General features: G+C 67.6%; 31 protein-coding genes and 1 riboswitch. Of the genes, 13 read left to right on the top strand and 18 right to left on the bottom strand.

Features of this window, described 5'->3' with window-relative positions; all coding sequences use genetic code 11:
- Window positions 1–98 precede the first annotated feature (98 nt).
- On the top strand, window positions 99–287 hold the full coding sequence (locus ACIQK7_RS12825; RefSeq protein ID WP_403025505.1) for a hypothetical protein: 189 nt from the start codon (window positions 99–101) through the stop codon (window positions 285–287).
- Window positions 288–316: 29 nt separating this feature from the next.
- Here the strand turns inward: ACIQK7_RS12825 and ACIQK7_RS12820 are convergent, their stop codons facing one another.
- The 3 genes from ACIQK7_RS12820 to ACIQK7_RS12810 are packed head-to-tail and all read right to left on the bottom strand — an operon-like array spanning window position 317 to window position 2,909.
- A complete protein-coding gene (locus tag ACIQK7_RS12820) occupies window positions 317–1,165 on the bottom strand; it encodes an oxygenase MpaB family protein (protein WP_403025502.1) in 849 nt (282 codons plus the stop codon).
- A gap of 17 nt (window positions 1,166–1,182) precedes the next feature.
- The gene (locus ACIQK7_RS12815) at window positions 1,183–1,749 is read right to left on the bottom strand and encodes a hypothetical protein (protein WP_403025499.1); all 567 of its coding nucleotides are present in this window, start codon (window positions 1,747–1,749) and stop codon (window positions 1,183–1,185) included.
- Between the two features lie 11 nt (window positions 1,750–1,760).
- Complete coding sequence (locus ACIQK7_RS12810) at window positions 1,761–2,909, bottom strand: zinc-dependent alcohol dehydrogenase (protein WP_403025718.1); 1,149 nt, start codon at window positions 2,907–2,909, stop codon at window positions 1,761–1,763.
- A gap of 130 nt (window positions 2,910–3,039) precedes the next feature.
- On the opposite strand from ACIQK7_RS12810, the gene ACIQK7_RS12805 reads away from it, so the two are divergent.
- A complete protein-coding gene (locus ACIQK7_RS12805; RefSeq protein ID WP_403025496.1) occupies window positions 3,040–3,708 on the top strand; it encodes an NUDIX hydrolase in 669 nt (222 codons plus the stop codon).
- 3 nt (window positions 3,709–3,711) lie between these two features.
- Here ACIQK7_RS12805 and ACIQK7_RS12800 read toward each other — a convergent pair whose 3' ends face one another.
- Window positions 3,712–3,978: a hypothetical protein gene (locus tag ACIQK7_RS12800; RefSeq protein ID WP_403025493.1), complete on the bottom strand. Its 267-nt coding sequence runs from the start codon at window positions 3,976–3,978 to the stop codon at window positions 3,712–3,714.
- Between the two features lie 173 nt (window positions 3,979–4,151).
- Here ACIQK7_RS12800 and ACIQK7_RS12795 point away from each other — a divergent pair, with 173 nt between their 5' ends.
- Complete coding sequence (locus ACIQK7_RS12795; RefSeq protein ID WP_168220068.1) at window positions 4,152–4,295, top strand: GPGG-motif small membrane protein; 144 nt, start codon at window positions 4,152–4,154, stop codon at window positions 4,293–4,295.
- Window positions 4,296–4,382: 87 nt separating this feature from the next.
- Here ACIQK7_RS12795 and ACIQK7_RS12790 read toward each other — a convergent pair whose 3' ends face one another.
- Together ACIQK7_RS12790 and ACIQK7_RS12785 are read right to left on the bottom strand one after the other, a co-directional pair.
- Entirely contained in the window at window positions 4,383–4,595 is a 213-nt protein-coding gene (locus ACIQK7_RS12790) for a hypothetical protein (protein ID WP_403025490.1), read from the bottom strand.
- On the bottom strand, window positions 4,588–6,027 hold the full coding sequence (locus ACIQK7_RS12785; RefSeq protein ID WP_403025487.1) for a glycosyltransferase: 1,440 nt from the start codon (window positions 6,025–6,027) through the stop codon (window positions 4,588–4,590). Before ACIQK7_RS12785 ends, ACIQK7_RS12790 begins: the two co-directional genes overlap by 8 nt.
- Window positions 6,028–6,093: 66 nt before the next feature.
- Between ACIQK7_RS12785 and ACIQK7_RS12780 the strand changes: the two genes are divergently transcribed.
- Window positions 6,094–6,627 carry a GAF domain-containing protein gene (locus tag ACIQK7_RS12780; protein WP_403025484.1) on the top strand — a complete coding sequence of 178 codons (534 nt, stop codon included), beginning with the start codon at window positions 6,094–6,096 and terminating at the stop codon, window positions 6,625–6,627.
- 6 nt (window positions 6,628–6,633) lie between these two features.
- On the opposite strand, the gene thpD is transcribed toward ACIQK7_RS12780, so the two are convergent.
- From thpD to ehuB, 8 genes are all read right to left on the bottom strand, one after another.
- On the bottom strand, window positions 6,634–7,533 hold the full coding sequence (thpD, locus tag ACIQK7_RS12775; RefSeq protein WP_403025482.1) for an ectoine hydroxylase: 900 nt from the start codon (window positions 7,531–7,533) through the stop codon (window positions 6,634–6,636).
- Window positions 7,534–7,572: 39 nt separating this feature from the next.
- Window positions 7,573–7,965 (bottom strand): ectoine synthase, encoded by a 393-nt coding sequence (locus ACIQK7_RS12770; protein ID WP_403025479.1) that lies wholly within the window; start codon window positions 7,963–7,965, stop codon window positions 7,573–7,575.
- On the bottom strand, window positions 7,962–9,260 hold the full coding sequence (ectB, locus tag ACIQK7_RS12765; protein WP_403025476.1) for a diaminobutyrate--2-oxoglutarate transaminase: 1,299 nt from the start codon (window positions 9,258–9,260) through the stop codon (window positions 7,962–7,964). Before ectB ends, ACIQK7_RS12770 begins: the two co-directional genes overlap by 4 nt.
- A gap of 78 nt (window positions 9,261–9,338) precedes the next feature.
- A complete protein-coding gene (gene ectA, locus ACIQK7_RS12760; protein ID WP_403025715.1) occupies window positions 9,339–9,827 on the bottom strand; it encodes a diaminobutyrate acetyltransferase in 489 nt (162 codons plus the stop codon).
- Between the two features lie 17 nt (window positions 9,828–9,844).
- The gene (gene ehuA, locus ACIQK7_RS12755; RefSeq protein WP_403025474.1) at window positions 9,845–10,678 is read right to left on the bottom strand and encodes an ectoine/hydroxyectoine ABC transporter ATP-binding protein EhuA; all 834 of its coding nucleotides are present in this window, start codon (window positions 10,676–10,678) and stop codon (window positions 9,845–9,847) included.
- Between the two features lie 19 nt (window positions 10,679–10,697).
- Window positions 10,698–11,351 carry an ectoine/hydroxyectoine ABC transporter permease subunit EhuD gene (gene ehuD / locus ACIQK7_RS12750; protein ID WP_403025472.1) on the bottom strand — a complete coding sequence of 218 codons (654 nt, stop codon included), beginning with the start codon at window positions 11,349–11,351 and terminating at the stop codon, window positions 10,698–10,700.
- Entirely contained in the window at window positions 11,348–12,082 is a 735-nt protein-coding gene (gene ehuC, locus ACIQK7_RS12745) for an ectoine/hydroxyectoine ABC transporter permease subunit EhuC (protein ID WP_403025471.1), read from the bottom strand. Before ehuC ends, ehuD begins: the two co-directional genes overlap by 4 nt.
- 11 nt (window positions 12,083–12,093) lie before the next feature.
- Entirely contained in the window at window positions 12,094–12,996 is a 903-nt protein-coding gene (gene ehuB / locus ACIQK7_RS12740) for an ectoine/hydroxyectoine ABC transporter substrate-binding protein EhuB (protein WP_403025469.1), read from the bottom strand.
- A gap of 564 nt (window positions 12,997–13,560) precedes the next feature.
- Between ehuB and ACIQK7_RS12735 the strand changes: the two genes are divergently transcribed.
- The 8 genes from ACIQK7_RS12735 (at window position 13,561) to ACIQK7_RS12700 (ending at window position 20,357) form a co-directional block, all read left to right on the top strand.
- On the top strand, window positions 13,561–14,835 hold the full coding sequence (locus tag ACIQK7_RS12735) for an aminotransferase class V-fold PLP-dependent enzyme (RefSeq protein WP_403025468.1): 1,275 nt from the start codon (window positions 13,561–13,563) through the stop codon (window positions 14,833–14,835).
- Window positions 14,832–15,278, top strand: coding sequence for a Fe-S cluster assembly sulfur transfer protein SufU (gene sufU, locus ACIQK7_RS12730; protein ID WP_403025465.1), 447 nt, complete (start codon window positions 14,832–14,834; stop codon window positions 15,276–15,278). Before ACIQK7_RS12735 ends, sufU begins: the two co-directional genes overlap by 4 nt.
- Window positions 15,279–15,361: 83 nt before the next feature.
- Window positions 15,362–16,384: an NADP-dependent oxidoreductase gene (locus ACIQK7_RS12725; protein WP_403025463.1), complete on the top strand. Its 1,023-nt coding sequence runs from the start codon at window positions 15,362–15,364 to the stop codon at window positions 16,382–16,384.
- Between the two features lie 41 nt (window positions 16,385–16,425).
- A riboswitch (TPP riboswitch) is annotated at window positions 16,426–16,536 on the top strand.
- A complete protein-coding gene (locus ACIQK7_RS12720; protein WP_403025461.1) occupies window positions 16,527–17,147 on the top strand; it encodes an ECF transporter S component in 621 nt (206 codons plus the stop codon). (Overlaps the previous riboswitch by 10 nt.)
- Before the next feature lie 17 nt (window positions 17,148–17,164).
- Window positions 17,165–18,619: an ABC transporter ATP-binding protein gene (locus ACIQK7_RS12715; protein WP_403025458.1), complete on the top strand. Its 1,455-nt coding sequence runs from the start codon at window positions 17,165–17,167 to the stop codon at window positions 18,617–18,619.
- Complete coding sequence (locus tag ACIQK7_RS12710; protein WP_403025455.1) at window positions 18,616–19,401, top strand: energy-coupling factor transporter transmembrane component T family protein; 786 nt, start codon at window positions 18,616–18,618, stop codon at window positions 19,399–19,401. Before ACIQK7_RS12715 ends, ACIQK7_RS12710 begins: the two co-directional genes overlap by 4 nt.
- Window positions 19,398–19,985, top strand: a complete 588-nt coding sequence (locus ACIQK7_RS12705; RefSeq protein ID WP_403025452.1) for an ATP-binding protein — start codon at window positions 19,398–19,400, stop codon at window positions 19,983–19,985. Before ACIQK7_RS12710 ends, ACIQK7_RS12705 begins: the two co-directional genes overlap by 4 nt.
- Window positions 19,986–20,051: 66 nt before the next feature.
- Window positions 20,052–20,357 (top strand): MTH1187 family thiamine-binding protein, encoded by a 306-nt coding sequence (locus tag ACIQK7_RS12700; protein WP_403025449.1) that lies wholly within the window; start codon window positions 20,052–20,054, stop codon window positions 20,355–20,357.
- A 20-nt stretch (window positions 20,358–20,377) separates the two neighbouring features.
- On the opposite strand, the gene ACIQK7_RS12695 is transcribed toward ACIQK7_RS12700, so the two are convergent.
- Complete coding sequence (locus tag ACIQK7_RS12695) at window positions 20,378–21,172, bottom strand: EI24 domain-containing protein (protein WP_403025446.1); 795 nt, start codon at window positions 21,170–21,172, stop codon at window positions 20,378–20,380.
- An 82-nt stretch (window positions 21,173–21,254) separates the two neighbouring features.
- On the bottom strand, window positions 21,255–22,742 hold the full coding sequence (locus ACIQK7_RS12690; RefSeq protein WP_403025443.1) for an MDR family MFS transporter: 1,488 nt from the start codon (window positions 22,740–22,742) through the stop codon (window positions 21,255–21,257).
- Between the two features lie 272 nt (window positions 22,743–23,014).
- Here ACIQK7_RS12690 and ACIQK7_RS12685 point away from each other — a divergent pair, with 272 nt between their 5' ends.
- On the top strand, window positions 23,015–24,394 hold the full coding sequence (locus ACIQK7_RS12685; RefSeq protein ID WP_403025440.1) for a flotillin family protein: 1,380 nt from the start codon (window positions 23,015–23,017) through the stop codon (window positions 24,392–24,394).
- Here the strand turns inward: ACIQK7_RS12685 and ACIQK7_RS12680 are convergent.
- Together ACIQK7_RS12680 and ACIQK7_RS12675 are read right to left on the bottom strand one after the other, a co-directional pair.
- Entirely contained in the window at window positions 24,372–25,277 is a 906-nt protein-coding gene (locus ACIQK7_RS12680) for a TIGR01777 family oxidoreductase (protein ID WP_403025437.1), read from the bottom strand. The two genes, ACIQK7_RS12685 and ACIQK7_RS12680, sit on opposite strands and share 23 nt — an antisense overlap.
- A 10-nt stretch (window positions 25,278–25,287) precedes the next feature.
- Window positions 25,288–25,791, bottom strand: a complete 504-nt coding sequence (locus tag ACIQK7_RS12675) for a pyridoxamine 5'-phosphate oxidase family protein (RefSeq protein WP_403025434.1) — start codon at window positions 25,789–25,791, stop codon at window positions 25,288–25,290.
- Between the last annotated feature and the right edge of the window lie 4 nt (window positions 25,792–25,795).

Here is a 25,795-nt window from a genome sequence, read left to right as displayed (position 1 = left end):
ACCGGGGGTAGCCGCGAGAGTGCTGGATCCTCGGCTCGACAGGCGGGACATGCCCCGTCAATCGCGGCAATGTCGGTGGCGCTGCCTACCCTTGGGGTATGGAGATCAAGAACTGCCCCGAATGCGCTGCTGAGACGGTATCCGCCGGCCACGCCCTCTGGGCTGACGGCGACGAGCTCGTCCTCGTGATCGAATGCGTCGAACCCGACTGCGGCTGGGCCACGGTCGAGGCCGAGTGGATCGACACGGGTGCACGCTCGGAACGCGACGGCGTGCTGGCTGCGTAGCGAACTGTCGCGCCCCTATACGACGGGACTCAGACGACGGGGATGCCGCGGCTCCAGCGTCGGCGCGCATCCCGCAGCAGCACGTTGAAGGGAAACTCGCGGAGCCCTCGCGGCAACCGCCGGTTGACCGACGCAACCATCCGGATGAACCGCTCGAAGCGGCGCTGCCGCCGTTCGCTCCAGGGCAGCCCCAACTCGGCCCGGAACTCCTGCGGCAGGAAGCCGAGCGTCAGGAAGCGGTTGAGCTGGCCCGTCATGCGGTCGAGGGGAAACGGCAGGAACGTGGCATCCGCGATGCCGCGGAGGTAGGCCCGCGTGACCTCATCCATGCGGATCGACGCGATCCCGCGCTGCCAGTACCGCTCGAACGCCTCGCGATCCTCCGGCCACGCCTCGGCCGGCACCTGCAGTGTCGTGCCGAGGACGGCACCGGCGCAGTAGAAGTCCTCCACACGATCACCGAGCGGACCGTGCATCCTGACGGTCACATCCTCCATGCCCCAGTACAGGCAGGCCGCCACCCACAACTGCAGGCGCTCATCGAAGGCGTCATACGCGACCTCGTCTCCGGGCCGGGACCGAACCTGCGCGTGCACGCGGTTGATCTCCCGCCGCAGACGCTGGCGATCCTCCTCGGTGCCGCCCGTGGCAACGGCCAGGTAGGTGAGCGTCGTCCGCGCACGCTTGAACGGATGCCGGTCGACCCGGCCAGTCTCGACTCGGCTCTCCGCGACACCCCGACCGACGGGCAGGATCGACAGTTGCATGATGACGTTCGCGCCCGCCGCGAGCAGGGCGACCCCGTCACGCGCGCCGACGCCGTCGTTCGCAGCCTTCGACGCATCCATCTCCCCAGACTGCCACCGGGTCGCTGGCATCACGCGCCTATCGTGTCTCAGCGCTTGGCAAGCCGCCGCACGATCGAGAACGCGGCAACGCCGGCCAGCACCCAGGGCCCCGCGATGAGGATCGAGTCGATCCAGGTGTGCCGGTTGTCGGCGCGACCCCGGCCGAAGCGGGAACGGAAGCCGCCGTGCGTGAGCTCGGCCTTGACGCCCGTCTCGCTGACGGGGTTGTCGGGCCGCAGGGTGAAGAACGAGCGCAGGTGGCTGCCCGCCGCATCCACTCGGTCTCCCGCGATCAGGATGAGCCAGTGGGCGGCGCGCCCCTCGCTGAACTTGTCGTAGGCAAAGCGGCGGATGGCGCCCGACAGGCCGTGCAGCGGTGCTGAGGTGCCGAAGACGGGCGTGACGAAGCGGTGTTCGATGGAGCGTTCGCGCGTCTCGGCGCCGGGCTGGCGTTCGGGAAAGTCCCAGTGCGCCCCGGTCACCTCGGAGGCGAAGCGCTCCTGCGGAAAGGCTGGCCGGTCGGCGGGGTCGAGGTCGACGCCCCAGCCCGGGATGCGCGCCTTCAGCTCTTCATTCGACTCGCGACGGTCGGGTGCCTGTGCGGTGTATGGCATGGTCTCGTTCCTCAGCTCGCGTCCGGCACGATGATGGGTTTGATGCAGTCATCCAGCTTCGACGAGAAGATGTGGTAGCCCTCGGCGATGTGTTCGAGCGGGATGCGGTGGGTCACGAGGTCGTTCGGCTTGAGATAACCGTTCTGGACGTGTTCGAAGAGCCGTGGCCACTGCCGCTTGACGGGGCACTGGTTCATCCGAAGTGTCAAGCCCTTGTTCATGGCGTCGCCGAACTTGACCGCCGAGAAGATCGGGCCGTATGCGCCCATGACGGAGATCGTGCCACCCTTGCGCACGGAGTCAATCGCCCAGTTGAGAGCAACGGGCGAGCCCCCCTGCATCTTTAGCTTGGCCGAGGTGATGTGTTGGGTCAGGTTGCCGTCGGCCTCCGCCCCGACGGCGTCGATCGCGACATCCGCCCCCAGGTAGTCGGTGGTCTTCTTCATCTCGACGACGATGTCGTTGTATTCGTTGAAGTTGAGGGTCTCGGCGTGGGCAAAGGTGCGCGCCTTCTCGAGCCGGTAGTCGAGGTGGTCGATCACGATGACACGGCCAGCGCCCATGAGCCAGGCGGACTTCGCAGCATAGAGACCGATGGGGCCCGCCCCGAACACGGCGACGGTGTCGCCCTCCACGATGTCTCCGAGCTGCGCGCCGAAGTAGCCGGTGGCGAGCGCGTCGGTCATGAGGAGGGCATCTTCCTCTTCCATCCAGTCGGGGATGATCGAGGGACCGACGTCGGCGAAGGGAACCCGCACGTACTCGGCCTGGCCTCCGTCATAGCCTCCGCAGGTGTGCGAGTAGCCGTAGATGCCGCCGACCGCGGTCGCGTTGGGATTGACGTTGTGGCAGTTCGAGTAGAGGCCACGCGCGCAGAAGTAGCAGGAGCCGCAGTAGACGTTGAACGGCACCATGACGCGGTCGCCGACCTTGAGGTTCTGCACCGACGGCCCGACCTCGTGCACGACGCCGATGAACTCGTGGCCGAAGGTCGTTCCGACGCGGGTGTCGGGCATCATGCCGTGATAGAGGTGCAGGTCTGAACCGCAGATCGCGGCGTGTGTGACCCGCACGATCGCATCGTTGGGATGCTCGATCCTTGGGATGTCCTTCTCCTCGACCCGCACCTTGTACGGCCCCCGATACACCATCGCTCGCATCGCATCGATCCCTTCGCTCACAGCGCCATCGTTCACGTCGTGCGGGGCACGGTACCTCCCGCCGAGGGCGGCCGTGCGGAGCAAATTTGCAGAAACCGCCCGGCAGCATCCGCTGGGTAGGCTGGCCAACATGCCCGAAATGGATGACGCCCGTGCGCAACTGCGGCGGCTCTGCGACGGCAGCTTCGAATGGCACATGGATGCCTCGCGGTTCGACTTCGACCGTTCACGGGCCCGCCGCTCCGGGGTGCTCGTACTCTTCGGGCGCCTCGACGCTGTGCCCGCGCGTGCATCGGGCATAGTCGGGCGGGATCTCGACGTGCTGCTGCAGCGTCGCGCCGCGACCATGGGGCATCATCCGGGGCAGATCTCGTTCCCCGGTGGCGGCGTCGAGGAGCAGGACGCGGATGTCACGGCCACGGCCCTGCGCGAAGCGGTCGAGGAGACGGGGCTCGACCCGGCCGGCGTCGAGATCCTCGGCACCCTGCCGGAGCTGCCGCTCGCGGTCAGTCACAACCTCGTGACGCCCGTGCCCGCATGGTGGACCAAGCCCTCGGATGTCGCGGCCATCGACCATCGCGAGGCGGTCGACGTGTTCCGCCTGCCGGTCGCCGACCTGCTCGACCCGGAGAATCGACGCTCGGTCGTGCACCGCGTCGAGGGTCGAACGTTCGCGACCCCCGCGTTCCAGGTGGGGGAGCGTCTCGTGTGGGGCTTCACGGCGATCGTGCTGTCGAACATGTTCGACGCGCTCGGCTGGGCCGTTCCGTGGGATGAGTCCCGCACGGTCACCCCGTAGCGACTACTGGGGGCGCAGCACCCACTTGAGCGCCTCGATCATGGCGCCATACCCGACTCCGGCCATCTCATCGGCCATGCTCTCGTTGCGCTTGACCTCGAGTTCGTTGATCTTGAGGCGCACGGCTTCGTCGTCGGCCTCGGTGTCGAGCACCCAGGTGAGCGCACCCATCGCGCCCGTGTTGCCGAGCACCATCTGCTTCGTCACGAGGCTCCTGCGCTCGGACTTCAGCTCGCTGAGCCACTCTTTGATCTCGTCGGTGTTTTTCATGGTGCCCCTATTGTCCCGCTCCCGAGGTGGGCCGCTTCCCGCGAACCTGAATTTTTGCTGAACGTCTGGGCCGCTGGATGGCGAGCGCGGGTAGCGTCCGACAAAACAGATACCCGCTCAGTTGCGTGCCCAGACCCGGGCGCGACAGCCGCGGGGGAATGGAGCAACAGCACATGGCTACCCTCCTTTGGATCATTGCTGCAATCCTCGTCATCGCCGGCATCGTCGCGATCGTTCGCAGGCAGCTGCTGTGGGGCATCGTCCTCATCGTCGTCGGTCTGCTGGTCGGGCCGGGTGGTGTCAGCCTCTTCACCTGATTCGGCACGCGCGCATCACCGCGCGTGCGGCGCGAATGCCCTCGGCGATACGCCGGGGGCATTCGTGCGTTTCGGTAGCGTGCGTTTTCAGACGGGGTCGTCGGGGTGGATACTGCGGGTCTCGGCGCGGCGATTGCGACTCGTGTACAGGTCGCTCACGTACACCCTGGGCAGCATCTTCGCGATGGCCAGGGCAACGAAGATGATCGTGTTGATCGCGACGACGGTCGACATGACAGCGAAGACCTCGGAGTACAGGAAGGACTCCGGCAGGATGATGCCGACCTTGACGTCAGGCATCTGACACCGCCGTCGGGTTCAGCTGGCGCCGGTCGACATGATTCCACGTGGCCTGTCGGCCCAGCGTGATGTCGATGATGCCCTTGACGTAGATCACGTTGAGCACGAGGTCGAAGATGAGCTCGGGAAAGAACGACAGGGCGAGGAGGCGTGCGGAGCGGCCGCCGTGCCACACCGTGACCACTCGCTCGACAAGGAACAGGAGGCCCATCCCGAGCCAGAACGGGAACCAGATCCAGGTGTCGACGGCGATCAGTGTGAGCGCCATGAAGACGAGGAACAGCCCGAAGGCGAACACTGAGTAGCCGAGTCCGAGTTGCTGCGCCCAGTACCGCACCGTCTGCAGGGAGACACCGTAGGAGCCGATGTTCTCGAGCGCTCCACGTTCCCAACGCAGGCGCTGCTTCCAGAGCATCCGCCAGGTCGGCATGACCTCGGTCACGACCGTGCACTCGCGAGGCGAGATCATGAGGGCGCCCAGTGATTTGAGCGCGATGGTGAGTTCGTTGTCCTCGGTCAGCGCCGCCGTGTCGTAAACGTTTCCGGGAGTTCCCGGGATCGTCGTTCCGCGACTGGCGGCAACCGTCCGCAGTGCGACGGGCCTGAAGAGGGAGGCCGTGCCGGTGAGGATGTAGACGCGGCCGCGGCGCCGGCGGATCTCACGGGAGTATCGGATGTACTCGTTCCGCTGCAACTGGCCGAGGATGCCGCTGCCCTCCTCCCCATAGAAGAGGCCCCCGACCGCCATGAGGGCCCGGTCCCTTGTGAAGGCGTCGACCGCGGCGGCGAGGAAACCGTCGTCGAGTGTCGTGTCGGCGTCCATGATCATGACAACGTCGTTCGGCCCCTGCTCCGGCAGCACGAGCTGCAGTGCTTGGTTCAGGGCGCCGGCCTTCTTGTGCCGGTTGTTGCGCGACTCGATCACCTCGACGCCGAGTTGGCGGGCGAGGGCGACGGTGTCATCAGTGCAGTTGTCCGCCACGACGATGATGCGGTCAGGGCTGTGCGACTGCGTCTTGAGCGAGGTGAGTGTGGCGGGGAGGGAAGCCTGCTCGTTGTGGGCTGGGATCATGACCGTCACGGTGACGGGACCGTCGTAGCGCCCACGGGTCTCCGCCATGATCACCCGCGCCGACAGGGGAGTGCTGCTGTTGTCGAGCGAGCGGCGGGCCTTGCTGGTCGCCTGGTGCTCCAAGAGGGCGATGAGCCCTGCAGCCAGCAGGGCGAGCGCCACCGCCGCGAGAAGTACGCGTGCGGAGGGCGCGGAGGTCACATAGAAGAGGTCCCAGATTCCGAGGAACACGCCGTGGGCGGGTGGCTCAGCTGCCTCTGGATCAGTCCAGGAGACCGCGAACCACAGCAGCACTGCTGCGGCGGCGATGACCACCGCGATCACGATGCCGACCGCGCGATCGAGCCAAGCCTTCTTCACTCTACCGATGCTATCGGGGGACAAGCCCGGAGCGTCGGGGTACAAGTGCTGGGGCAGTATTGCTTCATGACTCCAGCCGAGCCCCCGGTGTTTCGAGCCCCCATGCGCTCGCGGGATCACAGCATCCCTGACGGCGCTGCAGTCGAGCGCGCCCTGAAGGTCGGCGTGTGCGGCGTCGGCGGGCGCCTCTCGCGGGTGCCCGCACGCCTCGCGGATGCCGCGATCGCCGTCGCGTCGGAACATGACGAGCGGATCGCCCGCCGCCTCGAGAGATTCACGGATGCGCCCGACGGCTCCTATATATGGACGCGAGACGTCGACGGTGTTGCCTGGCTCGGTCGGCTGGCCGGCTCGTGGCGCTACGACGACTCCCGTGAAGCCCACGACGTGGACCTTGTGCACGTGCGGCCGTGCGAGTGGGTGGGGCGGCCGGTCCCCGAAGCGAGCGTGCCGCCCGCCGCGCAGCTCACCTTCCGCCGCGGAGGGCGCAACTGGCAGCAGACCCACGACCCGCACGTCTCGGCCCAGACGGCGGCCGTATGGCGTGAGATGACGAAGGGGCCGGATGCCGCGGCATCCGACCCCCTCTCGCTCGCGTGAAGCGACTCAGCCGAGTGGCGTGAAGTCGCGGCTCGCGATGTGCGTCGGCCGCGGCGACTTGGCCGCGTAGGGCTCACGAAGCGTGTTCTCGACGCTGTTGAAGACGAGGAACACGTTCGAGCGCGGGTAGGGCGTGATGTTGCTGCCCGAGCCGTGCATGATGTTCGAGTCGAACCACAGGGCGGAGCCGGCGGCGCCCGTGAACTGGTCGATGCCGTAGCGGCGAGCCAGCTCGGTGACCGCTTCCTGGCTGGGCACGCCCGCCTCCTGCGCCTTGAGCGACTCCTTGTAGTTGTCGTCAGGCGTCTCACCCACGCTCGGCACGAAGGTCTTGTGCGAGCCAGGCATCACCATGAGGCCGCCGTTGTAGGGGTAGTTGTCGGTCAGGGCGATCGACAGGCTCACAGCGCGCGGGATGGGCATGCCATCCTCCGCGTGCCAGGTCTCGAAATCTGAGTGCCAGTAGAACCCCGTGCCCTTGAAGCCGGGCATGTAGTTGACGCGCGTCTGGTGCAGGTAGACCTCGGAACCGAGGATCTGGCGGGCCCGGTCGAGCACCTTCGGGTTGCGGGCGAGCGCGGCGATCGGCGCGCTGAGCGACTCCACCTGGAAGACGGAGCGCACGGCGCCCGTCGCCCGCTCTGTGATGAGCCGGGCGTCGCCCTTCAGGGACTCGTCGGCTGCAAGGCGGTCGAGCTCATCGCTGTAGAGCTGTATCTCGTCGCTCGAGATGAAGTCGTCGAGGATCGTGAACCCGCGCTCCTCGTGCTTGCCCAGCTCATCGGCGCTGAAGGGGCCGTCTGCGGGAGACCCCCACACGGCGGGCTGCTCACGCTCGATCATGTCGCTCGGTTCGGCGAGCCGGGTCGGGAACAGGTCCTCGGCGGTCGTCGCGGTCATTGACATTCCTCCTCCTTCGTTGTTGTTCCGTGCGGCGTGTGCCGGTCAGGCTACCTCTGTCACCAGCGGGTAGACACCGTTCTCGTCGTGCACCTCGCGGCCCGTGATGGGCGGGTTGAAGACGCAGACGGTGCGCATCTCGGTGCGCGGGCGAACCTCGTGCTTGTCGTGATTGTTGAGGAGGTATAGGGAGCCTGGGCGCAACTGATGCGTCTCGCCTGTCGCGAGGTCCGTGATCTCGCCCTCGCCCTCCACAATGAAGACCGCCTCGATGTGGTTGGCGTACCAGAACTGGTTCACCGTGCCGGCATAGAGGGTTGTCTCGTGCACCGAGAACCCGACCTTCTCCTTTGCGAGCACGATGCGCTTGCTGCGCCAGTTCTCGGTCTTGATGTCGGCCTCGGTGTCGGTGATCTCGTCGATGCTGCGAACGATCATGCGCTCGTCGTCTCCTTCTGGGTTGTCGTGGCGGTGGGCTCGGCGTTGTCGAGCACGGCGGCGACGGACTCTTCGATGATGCTGAGGCCACGCTCCAGCTCGTCGTCGGTGAGCGTCAGGGCAGGGAGGATCTTCATGACCTCACCCTCGGGGCCCGAGGTCTCCATGAGCAGGCCACGCTCGAACGCCTCGCGGCATACGGCGTCGGCGAGGTCTCCCGTCGCGAACTGGAGGCCGCGGGCGAGGCCGCGACCCTTCGCGATGAGGTCGTGCTCGGGGTAGCGGGCCACGAGGCCGTTGAAGCGGCTCTCGACCTTGACACCCTTGGCGATCGTCGACTCCTTGAGCGCGTCATCCTGCCAGTACGTGCGGATCGCTTCTGCGGCGGTCACGAAGGCGGGGCTGATGCCGCGGAAGGTGCCGTTGTGCTCGCCGGGTTCCCAGATGTCGAGCTCGGGCTTCACGAGCGTGAGCGCCATCGGCAGGCCGTAGCCGCTGATGGACTTCGAGAGGCACACGATGTCGGGAACGATGCCCGCCTCCTCGAAGCTGAAGAAGTCGCCCGTGCGGCCGCAGCCCATCTGGATGTCGTCGAGGATCAACAGGATGCCCCGCTCCTTGCAGATGTCGGCGAGCGCGCGAAGCCACTCCGCCCGGGCTGCGTTGATGCCGCCCTCACCCTGCACGCTCTCCACGATGACGGCGGCCGGCATGTTGAGTCCGCTGCCGCTGTCGTCGAGCAGGCGCTCCATGTAGAAGAAGTCGGGATAGTCCCCATTGAAGTAGTCGTCATAGGGCATGGGCGTCGCGTGCACGAGCGGCACACCAGCTCCGCCACGCTTGAGCGAGTTGCCCGTCACCGAGAGCGCGCCGAGTGTCATGCCGTGGAACGCGTTGGTGAAGTTGATAACCGACTCGCGACCCGTCACCTTGCGGGCAAGCTTGAGCGCGGCCTCGACCGCGTTCGCGCCGCCGGGACCGGGGAAGACGACCCGGTAGTCGAGGTTGCGCGGCTTCAGGATCACCTCGGAGAAGGTGTGCAGGAAGTCATTGCGTGCGCTCGTGAACATGTCGAGCGAGTGCACGACGCGGTCGTCACTGAGGTAGTCGATGAGCGCCTTCTTGAGCACGGGGTTGTTGTGCCCATAGTTGAGGGCTCCTGCCCCGGCGAAGAAGTCGAGGTAGGCGCGACCGTCTTCGTCGTACATGGTGCTGCCGACGGCGCGGTCGAAGACGACGGGCCAGGAACGCGAGTAGCTGCGCACCTGGGATTCGAGATGAGTGGATGTTGCCATTTCTGTGTTCTCCTCCTGTGTGGTGTCGTGCGGAGTGCACGCCACGCCCCGTGAAGGGCGATGGGTGGGTGATGGTCTTCAGTCCTGAGCGGCGAGGGGGCCGATCTCATAGAGGGGCTCGGGCTCGTGCTCGCCCTCTTCGGGAAAGTGGCCGCGCTCGAAGAGCGGCCGCACCGTGACGGATGCCCCGCCCCAGCGCTCGGCGAAGGATGCAAAGGTCCTCTGCGAGGGGGCGTTGTCATCGGTGATGGTGGTCTCCAGCATGCGGATGGAGCCGTCGGCGACGCCGTCCTCGACGAGGCCGTCGAGCATCCGCCCGGCGAGCCCGAGCCCGCGGAACGCCTCATCGACGGCGACCTGCCAGACAAAGACGGTCTCGGGGCTCTCCGGCCGCCGGTAGCCGATGACGAAGCCGGCGACCTCGCCCTCGACGACGGCAACGCGACAGGTCGAGGCGAAGTCACGTGCATACAGGATGTAGGCGTATGACGAGTTCAGGTCGAGGGTCTGCGAGTCGCGGGCGATGCGCCACATGGCGGCGCCGTCGCCGATGCGCGGAGGCCGGATGAAACTCTCGGGGGAAGTCAGAGCGTGTCACCATCCCGGGTCGGCGTGGCGGGGCCCGGCTGCCAGGGGAGCGCCCCCGTGATGGGGTCGGCGACGACCGCCTGCAGGAAGTCGCGCGTGCGCTGCTCCTTCGGGTTCGTGAAGAACTCCTGCGGGGTGCCCTCTTCGACGATGCGGCCGCCGTCGAACATGAGGATGCGGTTCGAGACGTCGCGGGCGAACTGCATCTCGTGGGTGACGATCAGCATCGTGATGTCCGTCGTGTCAGCGACGTCCTTGAGGATGCCGAGCACGTCACCGACAACCTCCGGGTCGAGGGCCGAGGTCACCTCGTCGAGCAGCAGGATCTCCGGGTCCATGGCGAGGGCCCGCGCGATCGCGACGCGCTGCTGCTGGCCGCCCGAGAGCTCAAGCGGGTGGGCGTCCTCCTTGTCGGCGAGGCCCACCTGTTGCAGGAGTCCGCGCGCCTTCTCCTTGGCGTCATCCTTCGACATCCCGAGCACGTGCACGGGGGCTTCGATGATGTTCTCCATGACGGTCATGTTGGGGAACAGGTTGAACTGCTGGAAGACCATGCCGATCCGCTTGCGGATCTCGTTCTTGTGCTTCTCCTTGAGTTCGACCCGATCGCCGTCGACCTCGTCGTGGCTGAGCGGTTCGCCATCGATGTAGATGTAGCCGCCGCTCAACTCCTCGAGGGTCATGACGAGGCGAAGGATGGTCGTCTTGCCCGACCCGGACGGGCCGATCAGCGTGACGCGGTCACCCTTGTTCACGGTGAAGTTGAGCCCGTCGAGCACGACCGTGTCGCCGAATCGCTTCTCGACGTCTTCGAATCTGATGGCGGGCACGTTCCCGCCATTGGTGGTGTCAGTGCTTGAAGGCAAGGCGCTTTTCCAATCTGCCGATAAGAAGCGATGTCGGGTAGCTGGCAAGCAGGAAGATGATGCCAGCGAGCGTGATTGCTTCGATGTACTTGAAGTTGTTGCCGCCGAAGATCAGGCCGGCCTGCACCATCTCGACAACGCCGATCATGAGGAGGAACGGCGTCTCCTTGAACATCGAGATCGCGTAGTTGCCGAGCGCGGGCACCGTGGCCCGCACAGCCTGGGGAATGATCACGGCGACCCACGTGCGGGTGGGCGACATGGAGAGAGCCTTGGTGGCCTCCCACTGGCCCTTCGGCACGGATTCGATCCCGGCCCGGTAGACCTCCGCCATGTAGGTGGCGTAGTGGATGCCGAAGACGATGATGCCGATCGTCAGTGGGGTGATCGAGGTGAACGTGAAGTACGCGAAGATCAGCTGCACGACGATGGGCGTCATGCGGATGAAGTCAATGACGAACTTCAGGATCATGGCGAGCGGCTTCGGCAGCGACATCCGGAGTATCGCGAGGATGAGGCCGAGGACGGCAGCGATCGCGGTGCTCACGACCGTGACCAGGAGTGTCACCGTGAGGAAGCTCGTCAAGAGCCGGGGGAGGGCCTCGAGGGCGAGGTCCCAGTTCCAGAACTCGTTCATGACTTGGCCGCCTCTCCCGTTCCGACTCCCGTATCAGGGGAGCGGAGGCTCAGGGCCTCCTTGAGCGACTCACCGCGTCCGAGGCGGTGCTTCGCCTGCACCTCGAGCGCGTTCATGATGAGCGTGAGGATGTAGGCGAGCACGAAGTAGATGACGAGACCCAGTCCATAGGCGAAGAAGGTGTTGGTGTCACGCTGGAGCGAATCCAGGCGGAACGTGAGGTCGGTGATCGTGATCGTGCCGACGACGGCCGTGCCCTTGAGAAGGTGGATGAGGAGGTTCGTGAGCGACGGGATCATGAGTGCCCACGCCTGCGGAAAGATGACCCGGCGCATCCGCTGGGCCCTCGTCATGCTCAGCGCGGTCGTCGCCTCCCACTGCCCGGCGGGCACGGAATTGATCGAACCGCGCACGACCTCGGCGGCATAGGCGCCGTAGTTGAGGCCGAGGGCGAGGATGCCGGCCGTCATGGGGTGGAGTTCGACGCCGAGCTGCGGCAGCACGAAGAAGAACCAGAAGATCTGCACCACGAGCGACGTGCCGCGGAAGAACTCGATGATCGCGCGCGCGAAGCTGCGAACGATTGTCCGCGGGCTGCGCGCGAGGATCCCGAAGATCACCGCGATGACCATGGCCAGTGCGGCGCCGCCGAGGGTCAACTGGATCGTGATCCACACGCCATCCAGGATTCTCGGCAGCGCCGCCACCAGCGCTTCGATATTGCTATCCATGGGAGAGGGTGTTAGCCCAGGTCACCCGCGCACAGCATCTCGGTCGTGAGGTCAGCGGGAGGCATGTTCTCCTTGGTGAAGCCGTACTCGCCCACCAGCTCGAGGTACTTCTCCTCGCTGTCCATGATCTTCGCGAGCTCCTCGTTGTAGGCGTCGAGGAGCGTCGTGTCACCCTTGCGGAAGACCGTCGATCCGGCACCGACCTGCTCAACGCCGTCGATCTCCTGCACGAAGGCCTGCGTGGTCTCCACGCCAGCGTCGGGGTTGTTCTCGACCATCCAGTTGAGCGAGATCGCGGTCATCGCGAATGCGTCGGCGCGGCCGTTGGCCACAACATCCATGCCGGACTGCGCATCCGGAACGCTCTGCACGTTGGTGATGCCGAGGGACTCGGCGTAGCCGGCCTCGATACCGCCGGCGAGCACGGCGAGGTTCACGTCGCCTGCTTCAACGACCGAGTCGAGATCGGTGAGGCCCTTGGGGTTGCCCTCGGGAACCATGAGGGCGGTCGTGTACATGATCTCCGGGTCGCTGAATGCGGCCTGCTCGCAACGGTCGGGGAGGATCGACATTCCGGCGCTGACGGCGTCGAAGCGGCCGGCGTTGAGGCCGGGGATGAGGGAGTTCCAGTCGACCTGTACGACCTCGACGTTGTCGATGCCCAGGTTTCCGAAGATCTCCTTGTGCATTGCGATCGTCGCGCCGGTCGGCTCGTCGCCGTCAAGCCACGAGTAGGGACGCTCATCGGCGATGGCCACCGTGATGGTGCCGGAGTCCTGCAGGGATGTCAGGAGGTCTTCGTCGGAGTCGGCTCCGCCGTTTCCTCCCGAGCCGCTGCAGGCGGTGAGTGCGAGTGCCGCGACCCCCGTCGTGGCGATTGCTAGACGAGCCCTCTGGCTCCGTCGCTTGTTCATCATGCTCCTCATTCGGTCGTGTAGGACGAACCTCGTCTGCGGACTAGGGACACGCAGACAGACCCGACCCGAAGTGGTGATGGGCCCCCACCATACGCACGCCCTCCGACGGGATGCCACCCCTCGCTGGCCGTGCGGGTGGCGACTCGCCGGGGCTGGGACGAACCTTGCTGCGTCTCCTGAAGCGTGCTAGCGAAGGGCTCAGTACCCAGTGGGACCCAGGCGATTCGAGCGGGTTCTGAGGCATTTTTGCCCGCTCGTCGGCACCGTCTTCTCGCCTATGCTCGCGGCGATCGACGGGGGTCGCGCAACTCGCTATATGGAGGAGTGCTCAGTTTTTCTGCCGCGCGGCTCTCGCGACATGAAGCGTTCAGTCGCGACCGCCTCGGCGGTCGAATGTCACATTCCGATAACAGATCGAATTTTCGGGCGGATTCGCCTACGATGTCGCGAATCGAGTCGCATTCGTTGAGCCTGATTGTTCGATTCCTGCGGCAACACCCCGGTGCGCATAGGCTGGAAGGGACGACCGAGAGCAGGACGACCATCACCCCCGCGACACCCATGAACACCGCGCTGGCCCCCGCCGAGGTCGGCGCCATCCGCGCAGACTTCCCGAGCCTTGAGCAAGAGGTCAACGGGCATCCGCTTGCCTATCTCGACTCCGGAGCCACCTCGCTCAAGCCGAGGCAGGTGTTGGATGCCGAACGAGAGTTCTATGAGCGGCACAATTCTGCAGTGCACCGCGGCGCCCACACGCTCGCCGCACTCGCGACCGAACGCTTCGAGGATGCTCGTGCGACCGTCGCCCGCTTCATCGGTGCGGCGGAGGATGAGGTCGTCTGGACCTCGAATGCGACGGAAGCCATCAACCTCGTGGCCTACGGCATCTCGGCCGCGAGCGCGCGCGGCGGCGCTGACGCGGTCAGCCTCCGCGCAGGAGACGAGATCGTCGTGACCGAGCAGGAGCACCACGCGAACCTCATCCCCTGGCAGGAACTCGCGGCCCGCACCGGGGCGACACTGCGCTTCATCCCCGTCGACGACGCGGGCGAGCTCATGCTCGACAGGCTCGATGAGACCATCACGGAACGCGCGCGGGTCGTCGCATTCACGCACGTGTCCAACGTGCTCGGCAGCATCAGTCCCGTGGACCGCATCGTGGCCCGCGCCCGCGAGGTCGGGGCCATCACGGTGCTCGATGCGTGCCAGTCCGTTCCCCATATGGCCGTTGATGTGGCATCCCTCGACGTCGACTTCATGGCCTTCTCGGGGCACAAGATGCTCGCGCCGACCGGCATCGGGGTGCTCTACGGGCGCCGCGAGTTGCTCAACGCGCTGCCGCCGTTCCTCACTGGTGGCTCCATGATCACGACCGTGACGATGGAGCGCGCCGAATACCTCCCCGCGCCGCAGCGCTTCGAGGCCGGCACCCAGCGCGTCTCCCAGGCGATCGCCCTCGCGGCGGCGATCGACTACCTCGAGGCAATCGGGATGCACAGGATCGCAGCCCACGAGGCCACGCTCGGCGTCCGGCTCGCCGACGGCCTCGCCGCAATCGAGGGGGTGCGGATGCTCGGTCCACGGGCGGACGCCGAGCGCGTCGGCCTCGCGAGTGTCGACGTCGCGGGCATCCACTCGCACGATGTCGGCCAGTTCCTCGATGACCGGGGTATCGCGGCGCGCGTCGGCCATCACTGCGCCCAGCCCCTGCATCGCCGGCTCGGCGTCACCTCCTCGACACGGGCGAGCACCTATATCTACACGACAGAGGAGGAGGTCGACCGCTTCATCGAGGCGATCGCCGACTCCCGTGATTTCTTCGGAGTGCGCCCATGAGTTCCTCAGAACTGCAGTCCCTCTACCAGGAGATCATCCTGGACCACTCCCGCCAGCCGATCGGCTTCGGGCTTGTCGGCAACGCTGACGGGAGCTCGCACCAGCTCAACCCGACCTGTGGCGATGAGGTCACGCTCGAGATCGCGGTCGACGAGGACGGTCTTGCGCACGTGCACTGGGAGGGTCACGGTTGCGCCATCTCCCAGGCCTCCGCGTCGCTCTTCAGTGAGATGGTCGGGGAGGGCATGGCCCTGGACGACCTGGATGCGCGCATCGAGAGTTTCCGCACGGCCATGCGCTCGCGCGGCAAGATCCAGCCCGACGAGGAGCTCCTCGGCGACGCGGCCGCCCTCGGGGGAGTCTCGCGGTACATCGCGCGCGTCAAGTGCGCCATGCTCGCCTGGGTGGCGGCGGAGGATGCGATCGCGCAAGCGCGCGCCTGAGCAAACGCGCTCATACCGGCTGGTCGGTTTGGGTGCTAGCGTCGATAGGGGTCCAGCGCCGGACCCCACCGACAGGAGGCATCGTGGCATCACCCGACCATTCCAAGAGCATCCAGATCCAGCTCGCCGAGCGCCCGAGCGGCTGGCCCACTGACGACACCTTCCGCACCGTCACGGTCGACCTTCCCGAACTCGCCGAAGGCGAGGTGCGGGTCGCCAACGAGTTCGTCTCGGTCGACCCCTACATGCGCGGCCGCATGGACGACGTGAAGTCCTATGTGCCTCCCTACGTGCTCGGCGAGACGATGGAGGGCGGGGCTGTCGGCCGCGTCGTCGCGAGCAACTCGGAGCGGCTGGCCGTCGGTGACCTCGTGCTGCACTCACTCGGCTGGCGCGATGTCGCCCAGGGCGAGGCATCCGCGTTCCGTCGGGTCGAGGAGATCCCCGGCATCATCCCGTCGGTCTACCTCGGGGCGCTCGGGATGCCCGGCTTCACCGCCTGGGTCGGCCTGCGCAAGATCGCCCGGCTGCAGGAAGGTGACATCGTCTTCGTCTCCGGCGCTGCCGGGGCGGTCGGCAGCTCGGTGGGACAGATCGCCCGACTTGCCGGGGCTTCGCGGGTCGTCGGCTCGGCTGGGTCGGAGGAGAAGGTGCGCACGCTCACGGAGCGCTACGGCTTCGATGCGGCGATCAACTACAAGGAGGGCCCCGTGCGCAAGAGCCTGCGCGAGGCGGCCCCCGACGGCATCGACGTGTACTTCGACAATGTGGGCGGCGAGCACCTTGAGGCCGCGCTGGGGGCCTTCCGCGACGGCGGCCGCGGCGCCATCTGCGGCATGATCTCGCAGTACAACGCGACCGAGCCTGCACCCGGGCCGCGCAACCTCGCGAACCTCATCAAGCGTGGGCTGACCCTGCAGGGCTTCACTGTGAACCGCTACAACGAGCACTTCAAGGAGTTTGCGGCGGAGGTCACGCCCTGGGTGCGCTCGGGTGAGCTCATCTACGACGAGACCGTCGTCGAGGGGATCGAGAACACCCCCGCGGCGTTCCTCGACATGATGCACGGGGCCAACATCGGCAAGATGGTCGTGCGCGTCAGCTGACGCTGAAAACGCGTTCGGCCCCCACGCTATGATGGGGCCACACATACACACACGGGAGTCCGGTGAGCCGGGCTGAGAGGAAGCTACTCCAAGCTTCGACCGTCGAACCTGATCTGGATAATGCCAGCGCAGGGAGGGAACTATGAACACTACAACTGCACCTGTCGTCGCGTCCGCCAAGGCGAAGCCGAGCCTTCGCTGGAGGGTTGTCGACATCGTCGTCGCGAGCGTGATCGGCGTCGCGTCCGGTCTCATCTTCCTGGCCTGGAACGTTGCCCACGAGCCCCTCAGCGGGCTCGTCGGATTTCTGCCCGGCCTCCAGGCGCTCTTCGGAGGCGGATGGTTGTTCGCGGGCGTGCTCACGGCGCTCGTCGTGCGCAAGCCCGGCGCGGCGATCTACGGCGAGATGATCGCGGCGACCGTCTCGGCCCTCGTGGGCAACCAGTGGGGCGCGCTCACGCTCGTCTCCGGTTTCGTGCAGGGGCTCGGCGCCGAGCTCATCTTCGCGCTCTTCGTCTACATGAACTGGCGACTGAGCGGTGCCATCCTCGCGGGCATGGGAGCCGGCCTCGCAATGGCGATCACCGACCTCACGCTCTGGTACCCGGGCGCGGCACCGCTGTTCGCGACCGTCTACACGATCTCTGCGATCATCTCGGGCGCCATCCTCGCCGGCGTGCTCTCCTGGCTCGCCGTCCGCGGACTCGCGAGGGCCGGGGCGCTGAACCGCTTCGCCTCGGGGCGCGTCCCCGCGCGGCGCTGACGACCATGGAATCCCGGATGCCCGGGGCCCGCGTCAGCGCCCGGGGCTGGGGGTGGCGGCACGCCGGTCGGGACGACTGGGCCGTGCGCGACCTCGATCTCACGATCGAGCCGGGGGAGCGAGTGCTGCTGCTCGGCGCCTCCGGCGCTGGCAAGTCGACCGTCATCCACGGACTCGCCGGCGTGCTCGGCGGGGACGAGGAGGGCGAGAGCACGGGACAGTTGACGCTCGACGGCGACCATCCCGCGTCCCGCCGGGGCCGAGCCGGGCTCGTGCTGCAGGACCCAGACTCGCAGGTCATCCTCGCGAGGGTCGGCGACGACGTGGCCTTCGGCTGCGAGAACCTCGGCGTGCCGCGCGAGGAGACCTGGCGCCGCGTGCGCGAGGCACTCGCGATCGTGGGCCTGGACCTGCCACTCGAGCACTCGACGGAGGCGCTCTCGGGCGGGCAGAAGCAGCGGCTCGCCCTCGCGGGTGTGCTCGCCATGCGGCCCGGCCTCCTCCTCCTCGACGAGCCGACCGCCAACCTCGACCCCGAGGGAGTGCGCGAGGTCGTGGATGCCACGCGCCGCGTGCTCGACGAGACCGGCGCGACCCTCGTGGTCGTCGAGCACCGCGTCGAGGTGTGGCGAGAACTGGTCGACCGTGTGATCGTGCTCGGCGCCGACGGGGGAGTGCTCGCCGACGGGGACCCCGCACGGGTGCTCACCGACGAGGGCGAGGCGCTCGCGGCATCCGGGGTCTGGGTTCCGAGCCACCCACCGCGGATGCCCGTGCGGCGACAGCACGGCAGCGGCGAGTCCCTCGTGTCGGCCGAGCAGCTGTCGGTCGCTCGAGGCAAGCGTGTCGTGCAGGAGCGGGTCGACCTCACGGTCGGCGCTGGGAAGGCGATCGCCCTCACGGGAGCGAACGGTGCCGGCAAGTCGACGCTCGTGCTGACCCTCGCGGGGCTGCTCGCGCCGGCGGCGGGCCGGGTGCTCGCGCATCCCGTACTGGCAGACGGGGCGGGGGATTCGCCGCTCAAATGGCGATCGCGGCACCTCCTCACGCGCATCGGCACGGTGTTCCAGGACCCCGAGCACCAGCTGCTCACCGGGCGGGTGCGCGACGAACTGGCGATCGGGATGCGCGCGCTCAAGATCAGCCGCGCCGAACAGGGGGCACGCATCGACGAACTGCTGCAGCGGCTCCGGCTCGCACACCTCGCCGACGCGAACCCCTTCACGCTGTCAGGCGGCGAGAAGCGGCGGCTCTCCGTCGCGACGATGCTCGCGACGCGCCCGCCCGTGCTCATGCTCGACGAACCCACCTTCGGACAGGACTCCCGCACGTGGGAGGAACTTGCGGCAATGCTCGCCGCCCTGCTCGATGACGGCAACGCGATCGTCATGGCGACGCACGACGAGCGGCTCGTCGACGCGCTTGCGACATCGACGCTCCGCTTGCAGCCGCGCGCGGAGGTGCTCGCATGACGGCGGTTGCCGCGCGCCCCGACCGAGCGGTCGCGACGATCAATCCCGTCGCGAAGCTGGCGACGGCTCTCCTCGTCGCCGGGGTGCTCGTGCTCACGATCGACTGGGTCTCGGCAACCGTGGCCCTCGTGCTGGAGGTCGCGCTCTTCGCCTTCGCGGGCGTGAGCGCCCGCACCTTCTGGCTGCGCACACTGCCGATCTGGATCATGGCGCCGCTCGCCGGCGTGACGATCGCGCTCTATGGCGAGGCATCCGGCGCCACCTACTTCGAGTGGCTCTTCGTGCACGTGACAGAGGGTTCAGTCACGCTCGCGGTCGCGACCGTCTTGCGCGTGCTCGCGATCGGCCTCCCCGCCGTCGTGCTCTTCATCACGATCGACCCGACCGACCTTGCCGACGGGCTCGCGCAGGTCGCCAAACTGCCGAGCCGTTTCGTGCTGGGCGCGCTGGCGGGGCTCCGGCTCGTGGGCCTGCTGATCTCCGACTGGCGCAGCCTTGAACTCGGCCGCCGCGCCCGCGGCGTGAGCGATCACGGGCGTGTTCGACGGCTGCCGGGGCAGGCCTTCGCGCTCCTCGTGATCGCGATCCGACGGGGCAGTAAGCTCGCGACGGCCATGGAGGCCCGCGGCTTCGGCGGCACGACCCCGCGCTCGTGGGCGCGAGCGTCACACTTCGGCCGCCCCGAGGTGTTGCTGCTCATCATCGGGGCTGCGATCGCGGCGACCGCCGTCGCGGTCTCGGTCGCGACCGGCCACTGGAACTTCATCTGGGCGAGGGCATGAGACCGGATGCCACGCCCGCACCCGCGTCAGGGCAGCAGCCAGAGACGGCGCATGCGATCGTGACGCACGTGCCCCGCATCGTCGACGCCGTCGTGGCGGATGCCCGCCCGGTCGTGCTCATCGACGGCCGTTCCGGCTCGGGGAAGACGACGCTCGCCAGGGCGCTCGCGGCGGCGATCGAGGGCGCACAGCTCGTGCGGCTCGACGACATCTACCCCGGCTGGGACGGGCTCGACGCTGGGAGCGCGATGGTCGTCGCCGACGTGCTGCGGGCGGACGACCCCGGGTGGCGAGGCTGGGATTGGAATGTGGGCCGGCCAGGCACGTGGCATCCGCTCGATGCGGCGCGGCCGCTCGTGATCGAGGGTTGCGGTTCGCTCAGCCGGGCGTCGCGTGCGCTCGCGACCTTCGCCGTATGGGTCGAACTCGACGGCCCCACCAGGAAGCAGCGCGCCCTCGCCCGGGATGGCGAGGGCTATGCGCCGTACTGGGACCGGTGGGCGCGCCAGGAGGATCGTTTCATCGCGCGCGAGGACCCGCGCTCACTCGCCGACGTCGTGATTGACGAGACCGCCACGGCCTGAGCGCACCAGCTGGCTCGCCCCGGCTGACCCCCATTCGAGGCGCGTGCTCGGCCCTACACTGGAGCCATGCTTGTTGCCTTCTCTGTCTCGCCAGGCGGCACCGGCCGCACCGATGGGTCCGTGCATGACGCGGTCGCGGCCGCCGTCAAGGTCGTGCGCGAATCCGGCCTGCCACACCGCACCGACGCGATGTTCACGACGATCGAGGGTGAGTGGGACGAGGTCTTCGATGTCGTCAAGCGAGCGACGGATGCCGTCGGTGAGTTCGGCTCGCGCGTCTCGCTCGTGCTCAAGGCCGACATCCGCCCCGGCTACACGGGAGAGCTCGACGGCAAGGTCGAGCGTCTCGAACAGGCCATCTCCGGGGAGTAACGCCGCGGCGTTATAACGCGTTACTCGGTCGCGCGCGTGGGCTCGCCGAGCGTGCGGCGCGCGAGCAGGGTCGCCCCCGCGACGGCGGCCGGCATGGTGGCGACGGCACCGAGCGGCACGAGGAACAGCACGAACGCTGCAACCCCGAAGCCGAGTGTGACCGAGCGGCGCTGGCCGAGCATCCGTCGCCGTGCACCGAAGCGGATGCCGCGGCGCTCGAATGCCGTCGCCGTCAGTTCGAGCGCCAGGAACCACCCGCCCGTGAAGGCGCCGATGACTGCGGCCGTGACACTGCCCGCGATCGGGATGAGCCCGAGCAGGAACAGGCCGAGCCCGATGAGGACGGTGAGCGCCAGCACTGCGATCGCCTCGCCGACGCCGCGCAGGATGCCGCGAAGCATGGGCACCTCTGGCGCCTCGGTCACGGGCGAGATGCGGTCGTCGACGGCGCGGGAGATGTGCTCGAAGAACGGTGCCCCGATCGTCAAGGTGACGACCGTGAACGTGTAGACGGCCACGAGGGCCGCCGCGCCGATGATCCCGATGCCGACGGCGATCTGGATGACCGTGCGCCACAGTTCGTCCCAGTCGTCGGCGAAGCCCGTGATCCACGACACGAGGTGATCGAGGTTCATCAGCAGGGTGATGATGGCGGCACCGAAGACGAGTGAGGTGATCAGGCCGGGCACAAGGCCGATCAGCATCGCGCGCGGGGTGGAGCCCCAGGCTCGGAAGCCACGGAACAACAGCCCGACACCCTCAAGGAAGCCCCGCAGCATGCCCGGCGCCTTCGGGGCGGTGTCGGCGGCGGGCATACCTCGAGAATATCCGCCGAGGCATGCCCGCGCGGTGCACCCCGGGACCGCGTAGACGTCAAGAAACGTCACGCGAGGTCATCTAGTGGGCCGGTGCGACGCCCTCGCCGGGGACCATGTCTGCGGGCTTGCGAACGAAAAGCGCCAAGACCACAGCGGCGGATGCGATGGCAGCGCCGACAAGGAATGCCACGTGGATCCCCGCCGCGGTCGCGAGGAGTTCAGGGGCGCCGGTGCCCATGGCCGCGGCGGCCGTCACTGACATGAGGGTGACGAAGAGCGCGGTGCCTGCAGCCCCTGCGACCTGCTGCACGGTACCGACGATCGCGCTGCCGTGGGGGTACAGGTGCGGCGGCAGCGAGCCGAGGGCCGAGGTGAGAAGGGGTGTGAAGACGAAGCCGAGGCCGAGGTTGAGCGCGAGGTGGACGGCGATGATCCAGGCGATGGAGGTGCCTGGATCGAAGGTCGCCATGCCCCACATCGCTCCGGCCGCCACAACCATGCCCGGGATGACCAGCGGAGTCGGGCCGAAGCGGTCGAAGAGGTTGCCGACGATGGGAGCGATGACGCCCATGAGCACGCCGCCGGGGAGCAGCATGAGGCCGACGCCGAGCACCTCGAAACCGAGCACCTGCTGGAGGTAGATGGGGAGGAGGATCAGTGAGCCGAAGAGGCTCGCCATGACGATCACGACGAGCACGATGGCGAGGCTGAAGGTCTTGCTCTGGAAGGTGCGCAGGTCGAGGAGGGCAGCGTCGGCCTTCTGGAGGCGAAGCTGGCGCAGCACGAAGAGGACGAGGGAGACCGAGCCGCCGACAAGCGGGATCCAGATGGGCACGGGCGTGTGACCTGAGGCCGCCTCCCCGATGCTGCTGAGGCCGTAGATGAGGCCGCCAAAGCCCAGGGCAGACAACACGACCGACAGGATGTCGAATCGGGCCTCCGGGCGGGTCGACGTGACGTTACGCACCCAGATCGCTCCCAGGACGAGGGCGAGTACCGCGATGGGCAGCACCGACCAGAACAGCATGTGCCAGTCGGCGACCGAGAGAATGAGCCCCGACACCGTCGGGCCGAGCGCGGGGGCGACGGCGATGACGATCGTGATGACCCCCATCATCCGACCGCGGTGACTCGCCGGCACGACATTGAGCACCGTCGTGAAGAGCAGCGGCATCATGATGGCGGTGCCGCTCGCCTGCACGACGCGACCCGCGAGGAGCACCTCGAAGCCGGGGGCGATCGCGCCGATCAGCGTGCCGACCGAGAAGAGCGACATGGCGGCGAAGAACACGTTGCGCAGCGGGAATCGCTCAAGCAGGAAGCCCGTCAGCGGGATGACGATGGCCATTGTGAGGAGGAAGCCGGTCGTGAGCCATTGGCCGGTCGCGGCCGTGATGTCGAGGTCGATCATGATGGGCGTCAGCGCGACGCCCATGACGGTCTCGTTGAGGATGACGACGAAGGCAGACACCACGAGGAGCGCGATGACGAGACCCGGCTTGACAGCCTGGGTCGTCGGCGCGGCGGGCACGGAGGCGGTGCTGGGGGAGGAGTCCTGCAGGGTCAAGAAGTGGCTTCCTTCAGAAGAGTGATGGGCACTGCGCGCGGAACAGACGGCGCGAATGGCAGGGGATCGAGACTACCCGAGGGTGACACCGACACCGAGCAAACGTCGCGAGCGGCACCGATATTCCCGAGCATCCGCAATCTTGCCGCGATCGCGCAGTGAGCTGGCTCTGGCCACGGCGGGTGACTCTCCGACATACTCGAAGCTGAGCGGATGTCGGTGACCTTCGTGCGCTCGTGCGACAGCTCCCACGACCATCCGAAAGGCTCTGCATGTTCTTCCTTGACGCGCTCGTCGGCACGGTGCTCCTCGCCGTCGCCGGCGTAGTCCTGCTCGTGTTCCTCTTCCTGACCCTGCGCGGCATCAAGATTGCGAAGCCCGACGAGGCGATCATCGTCACCTCCCGGCAGAAGGCGGGCGCGCGAGCGGAGAGCGGTGAGATCGAGAACGCCGGGCAGAAGGTCGTCTTCGGTTCCCGCGTCTTCGTCAAGCCGATCGTCGAGGCGCACTTCAAGCTCAGCCTCCGCAGCCGACAGCTCAACGTGCAGGCAACGGCGCAGACGCGCGACGCCATCACGATCCGCGTCAATGCCGTCGCCGTCGTCAAGGTCGGCGGCACGGAGGAGATGGTGCGTGCGGCAGCGCAGCGCTTCCTCAACCAGCAGGAGGAGATCGAGGCATCCACCGAGGAGGTGCTGAGCGGTTCCGTACGATCGATCGTCGGCCAGCTCACGGTGACCGAGATCATCACGAACCGTTCCGCACTGCAGGGGCAGGTGCTCGAGGCCGTGCGCGAGTCACTCGACGTGCAGGGGCTCCAGATCGACACCCTCCAGATCAAGGAGATCGACGACGACAACGGCTACATCCGCGACCTCGGGCGTGCGGAGGCCGCCCGCGTCAAGCAGGTGGCCGAGATCGCGGAGTCGGTCTCGAAGCAGGCCTCGGAGGAGGCCCGCATCGGAGCGGAACAGGCCGTCGCCGAGCAACAGCGCAAACTTGACCTGCGCAACGCCGAGATCCAGAAGGAGACCGACAAGGCCCGAGCCGAGGCCGACGCCTCGCGCCCGCTCGCCGAAGCAATTGCGCAGCAGGAGGTCATCTCCCAGCAGGAGGTCACGGCCCAGAAGCGCGTCGGCCTGCGCAAGCAGGAACTCGATGCCGAGATCCGCGCGGTCGCCGACGCCGAGGCGTACTCGGTCGAGAAGCAGGCCGAGGCATCCGCCGCCGCCGAGAAGAGCCGCCGCATCGCGGCCGCTGAGGCGCTGCGTGCCGAGGGTGAGGCCGAAGCCGATGCGATTCGTGCCCGTGGTTCCGCCGAGGCCGAGGCCGCACGGGCCCGTGCCGAGGCGCTCGAGGAGCGAGCAACCGAACTCCTGCGCCAGCAGCTCATCGAGAAGCTGCCGGAGATCGTGCGCGCCGCCTCCGAGCCCTACGCGGCCATCTCGAACCTCACGGTCATCTCCGGTGACGGCGGCACCCAGCTCGGCCAGAATGTGGCGGGCCAGCTCGCCACATCGACGCAGATCATCAAGGACCTCGTCGGCATCGACATCGCCGACATCATCACGGGTCGCGCGTCGGGCGAGGCCACAGGGTCGGCGATCGCCGAGGCAATGGCCGCTCCGACTACGCCGACAGCGACGCAGTAACCGCCTCTCGCGCGCTCGGGTGGCGGAAGGTGAAGCCGTCGCCGTGGAGCCTGCCCGGATCGACGTTCTGGTCGGCCAGCAGCAGTTCGCGGCCGGCGTGGGCGAGCACCGCCGTGATCGCGAAGCGGGGAGCACGGAGCCAGTACGGCCGGCCCATCGCCCGTGCGACGGCCCTGCCGATCTCGTCGGCCGTCGCGGGTGCGGGCCCCACGAGGTTCACGGGCCCGGAGAGCTTGGAGTCGAAGAGCAGGTGACGGATGGCCGCAGCCTCATCGTGCACGCTGATCCACGGCCAGTGCTGGCGGCCGGTGCCGATAGGGCCAGCGAGGCCGAGCCGGGTGAGCAGCAGCAGGGGAGCCAGTGCACCCCCGCTGCCGAGCACGATGCCGGTGCGCGCGTGCACGACCCTGGTGGCGGCATCCGCTGGCGCGGTCGCGCCCTCCCACGACGCGACAACCTTGGGCAGGAAGCCCGCGCCCCGCTGGGCGCCCTCCGCGAGCAGTTCGCCTGGGCGGTCGCCGTAATAGCCGACAGCGGAGCCACTCACGAGGACCTCGGGTCGCGAGGATGACCGGGCGATCGCGGTCGCGAGCGTACGGGTCGCCTGCAGGCGGGAGTGGAGGATCTGCCGCTTGTATCGGTAGGTCCAGGGCAGGCGGGAGAGGGATGCCCCCGAGAGGTTCACGACGGCGTCGGCGCGTTCGATCGCCTCGACGGGGAGCGCCCCGTGCTCGGGGTGCCACTCGTACTCGTCCCGCTCCTCGGCGGGTCGGCGTACGAGCCGCAGGACGGTGTGCCCATCGGCTCGGAGTTGCCGCTGCAGCTCCGAGCCGATGAAGCCCGACGCCCCGCTCACAAGCACGGTGCGTGCTGGCGTGGTCATGGTGTGGCCGTCACAGTCCCACGGTGCGGTTCTCGCCGATGTCGGGGTGGCCACCCGTGATGAGCGCCTTGACGCCCTTGACAGCGGCAACGACGCCTGGCTCGTCGGAGTGCCAGTACTCGGCAGCCTCGGCGCGCACGCGGATCAGTGCGACCTTTGGGTCGTCGCGGCCCTCGGGGAACCATGCCTCGACCATGGGGTTCCAGAGATCGTCGATGAGCTGGCGATCGTGGATGATCTCGGCCGCCCCCGCGATCGAGACGAAGCCCTTGTTCGATTGGAAGCTCGCATTGACCTGCGGATGCGTGCGAATGGCCTCGACCTTGTTGCTCGGGTCTTGCGTGAAGAACCAGAGGTCACCAGCGAACTCCTCCTCCTGCACCGCGAGCGGACGGCTCTCGTGCCGTCCCTCCCTTGTCATGGTCGTGAGCATCGCGATCTTCGACGCCTTGACGAGTGCGGCGATCGTGGAGAGGTCCTGATCCGTGGCGGGTGCCGTCGTCGTGTCTGACATGGTC

This window comes from Salinibacterium sp. GXW1014, assembly GCF_044769865.1.
GTDB lineage: Bacteria > Actinomycetota > Actinomycetes > Actinomycetales > Microbacteriaceae > Homoserinimonas.
Note: the sequence above shows the minus strand (reverse complement) of the source record. Positions and strands in the feature narration are given on the sequence as shown.

Bases quoted from the DNA above. Each gene is read 5' to 3' on its own strand.
- ACIQK7_RS12705 (WP_403025452.1), top strand. From the start codon at position 19,398: ATGAGACCGGATGCCACGCCCGCACCCGCGTCAGGGCAGCAGCCAGAG.
- ehuD (WP_403025472.1), bottom strand. From the start codon at position 11,351: ATGAACGAGTTCTGGAACTGGGACCTCGCCCTCGAGGCCCTCCCCCGG.
- ACIQK7_RS12675 (WP_403025434.1), bottom strand. From the start codon at position 25,791: ATGTCAGACACGACGACGGCACCCGCCACGGATCAGGACCTCTCCACG.
- ACIQK7_RS12680 (WP_403025437.1), bottom strand. From the start codon at position 25,277: ATGACCACGCCAGCACGCACCGTGCTTGTGAGCGGGGCGTCGGGCTTC.
- ACIQK7_RS12825 (WP_403025505.1), top strand. From the start codon at position 99: ATGGAGATCAAGAACTGCCCCGAATGCGCTGCTGAGACGGTATCCGCC.
- ACIQK7_RS12735 (WP_403025468.1), top strand. From the start codon at position 13,561: ATGAACACCGCGCTGGCCCCCGCCGAGGTCGGCGCCATCCGCGCAGAC.
- ectB (WP_403025476.1), bottom strand. From the start codon at position 9,260: ATGGCAACATCCACTCATCTCGAATCCCAGGTGCGCAGCTACTCGCGT.
- ACIQK7_RS12710 (WP_403025455.1), top strand. From the start codon at position 18,616: ATGACGGCGGTTGCCGCGCGCCCCGACCGAGCGGTCGCGACGATCAAT.
- ACIQK7_RS12715 (WP_403025458.1), top strand. From the start codon at position 17,165: ATGCCCGGGGCCCGCGTCAGCGCCCGGGGCTGGGGGTGGCGGCACGCC.
- ACIQK7_RS12820 (WP_403025502.1), bottom strand. From the start codon at position 1,165: ATGCCAGCGACCCGGTGGCAGTCTGGGGAGATGGATGCGTCGAAGGCT.
- ACIQK7_RS12770 (WP_403025479.1), bottom strand. From the start codon at position 7,965: ATGATCGTTCGCAGCATCGACGAGATCACCGACACCGAGGCCGACATC.
- ACIQK7_RS12780 (WP_403025484.1), top strand. From the start codon at position 6,094: ATGACTCCAGCCGAGCCCCCGGTGTTTCGAGCCCCCATGCGCTCGCGG.
- ACIQK7_RS12810 (WP_403025718.1), bottom strand. From the start codon at position 2,909: ATGCGAGCGATGGTGTATCGGGGGCCGTACAAGGTGCGGGTCGAGGAG.
- ACIQK7_RS12805 (WP_403025496.1), top strand. From the start codon at position 3,040: ATGCCCGAAATGGATGACGCCCGTGCGCAACTGCGGCGGCTCTGCGAC.
- ehuC (WP_403025471.1), bottom strand. From the start codon at position 12,082: ATGGATAGCAATATCGAAGCGCTGGTGGCGGCGCTGCCGAGAATCCTG.
- ACIQK7_RS12815 (WP_403025499.1), bottom strand. From the start codon at position 1,749: ATGCCATACACCGCACAGGCACCCGACCGTCGCGAGTCGAATGAAGAG.
- ACIQK7_RS12695 (WP_403025446.1), bottom strand. From the start codon at position 21,172: ATGCCCGCCGCCGACACCGCCCCGAAGGCGCCGGGCATGCTGCGGGGC.
- sufU (WP_403025465.1), top strand. From the start codon at position 14,832: ATGAGTTCCTCAGAACTGCAGTCCCTCTACCAGGAGATCATCCTGGAC.
- ACIQK7_RS12685 (WP_403025440.1), top strand. From the start codon at position 23,015: ATGTTCTTCCTTGACGCGCTCGTCGGCACGGTGCTCCTCGCCGTCGCC.
- ACIQK7_RS12700 (WP_403025449.1), top strand. From the start codon at position 20,052: ATGCTTGTTGCCTTCTCTGTCTCGCCAGGCGGCACCGGCCGCACCGAT.
- ACIQK7_RS12720 (WP_403025461.1), top strand. From the start codon at position 16,527: ATGAACACTACAACTGCACCTGTCGTCGCGTCCGCCAAGGCGAAGCCG.
- ACIQK7_RS12795 (WP_168220068.1), top strand. From the start codon at position 4,152: ATGGCTACCCTCCTTTGGATCATTGCTGCAATCCTCGTCATCGCCGGC.
- ehuB (WP_403025469.1), bottom strand. From the start codon at position 12,996: ATGAACAAGCGACGGAGCCAGAGGGCTCGTCTAGCAATCGCCACGACG.
- ACIQK7_RS12800 (WP_403025493.1), bottom strand. From the start codon at position 3,978: ATGAAAAACACCGACGAGATCAAAGAGTGGCTCAGCGAGCTGAAGTCC.
- thpD (WP_403025482.1), bottom strand. From the start codon at position 7,533: ATGTCAATGACCGCGACGACCGCCGAGGACCTGTTCCCGACCCGGCTC.
- ACIQK7_RS12790 (WP_403025490.1), bottom strand. From the start codon at position 4,595: ATGCCTGACGTCAAGGTCGGCATCATCCTGCCGGAGTCCTTCCTGTAC.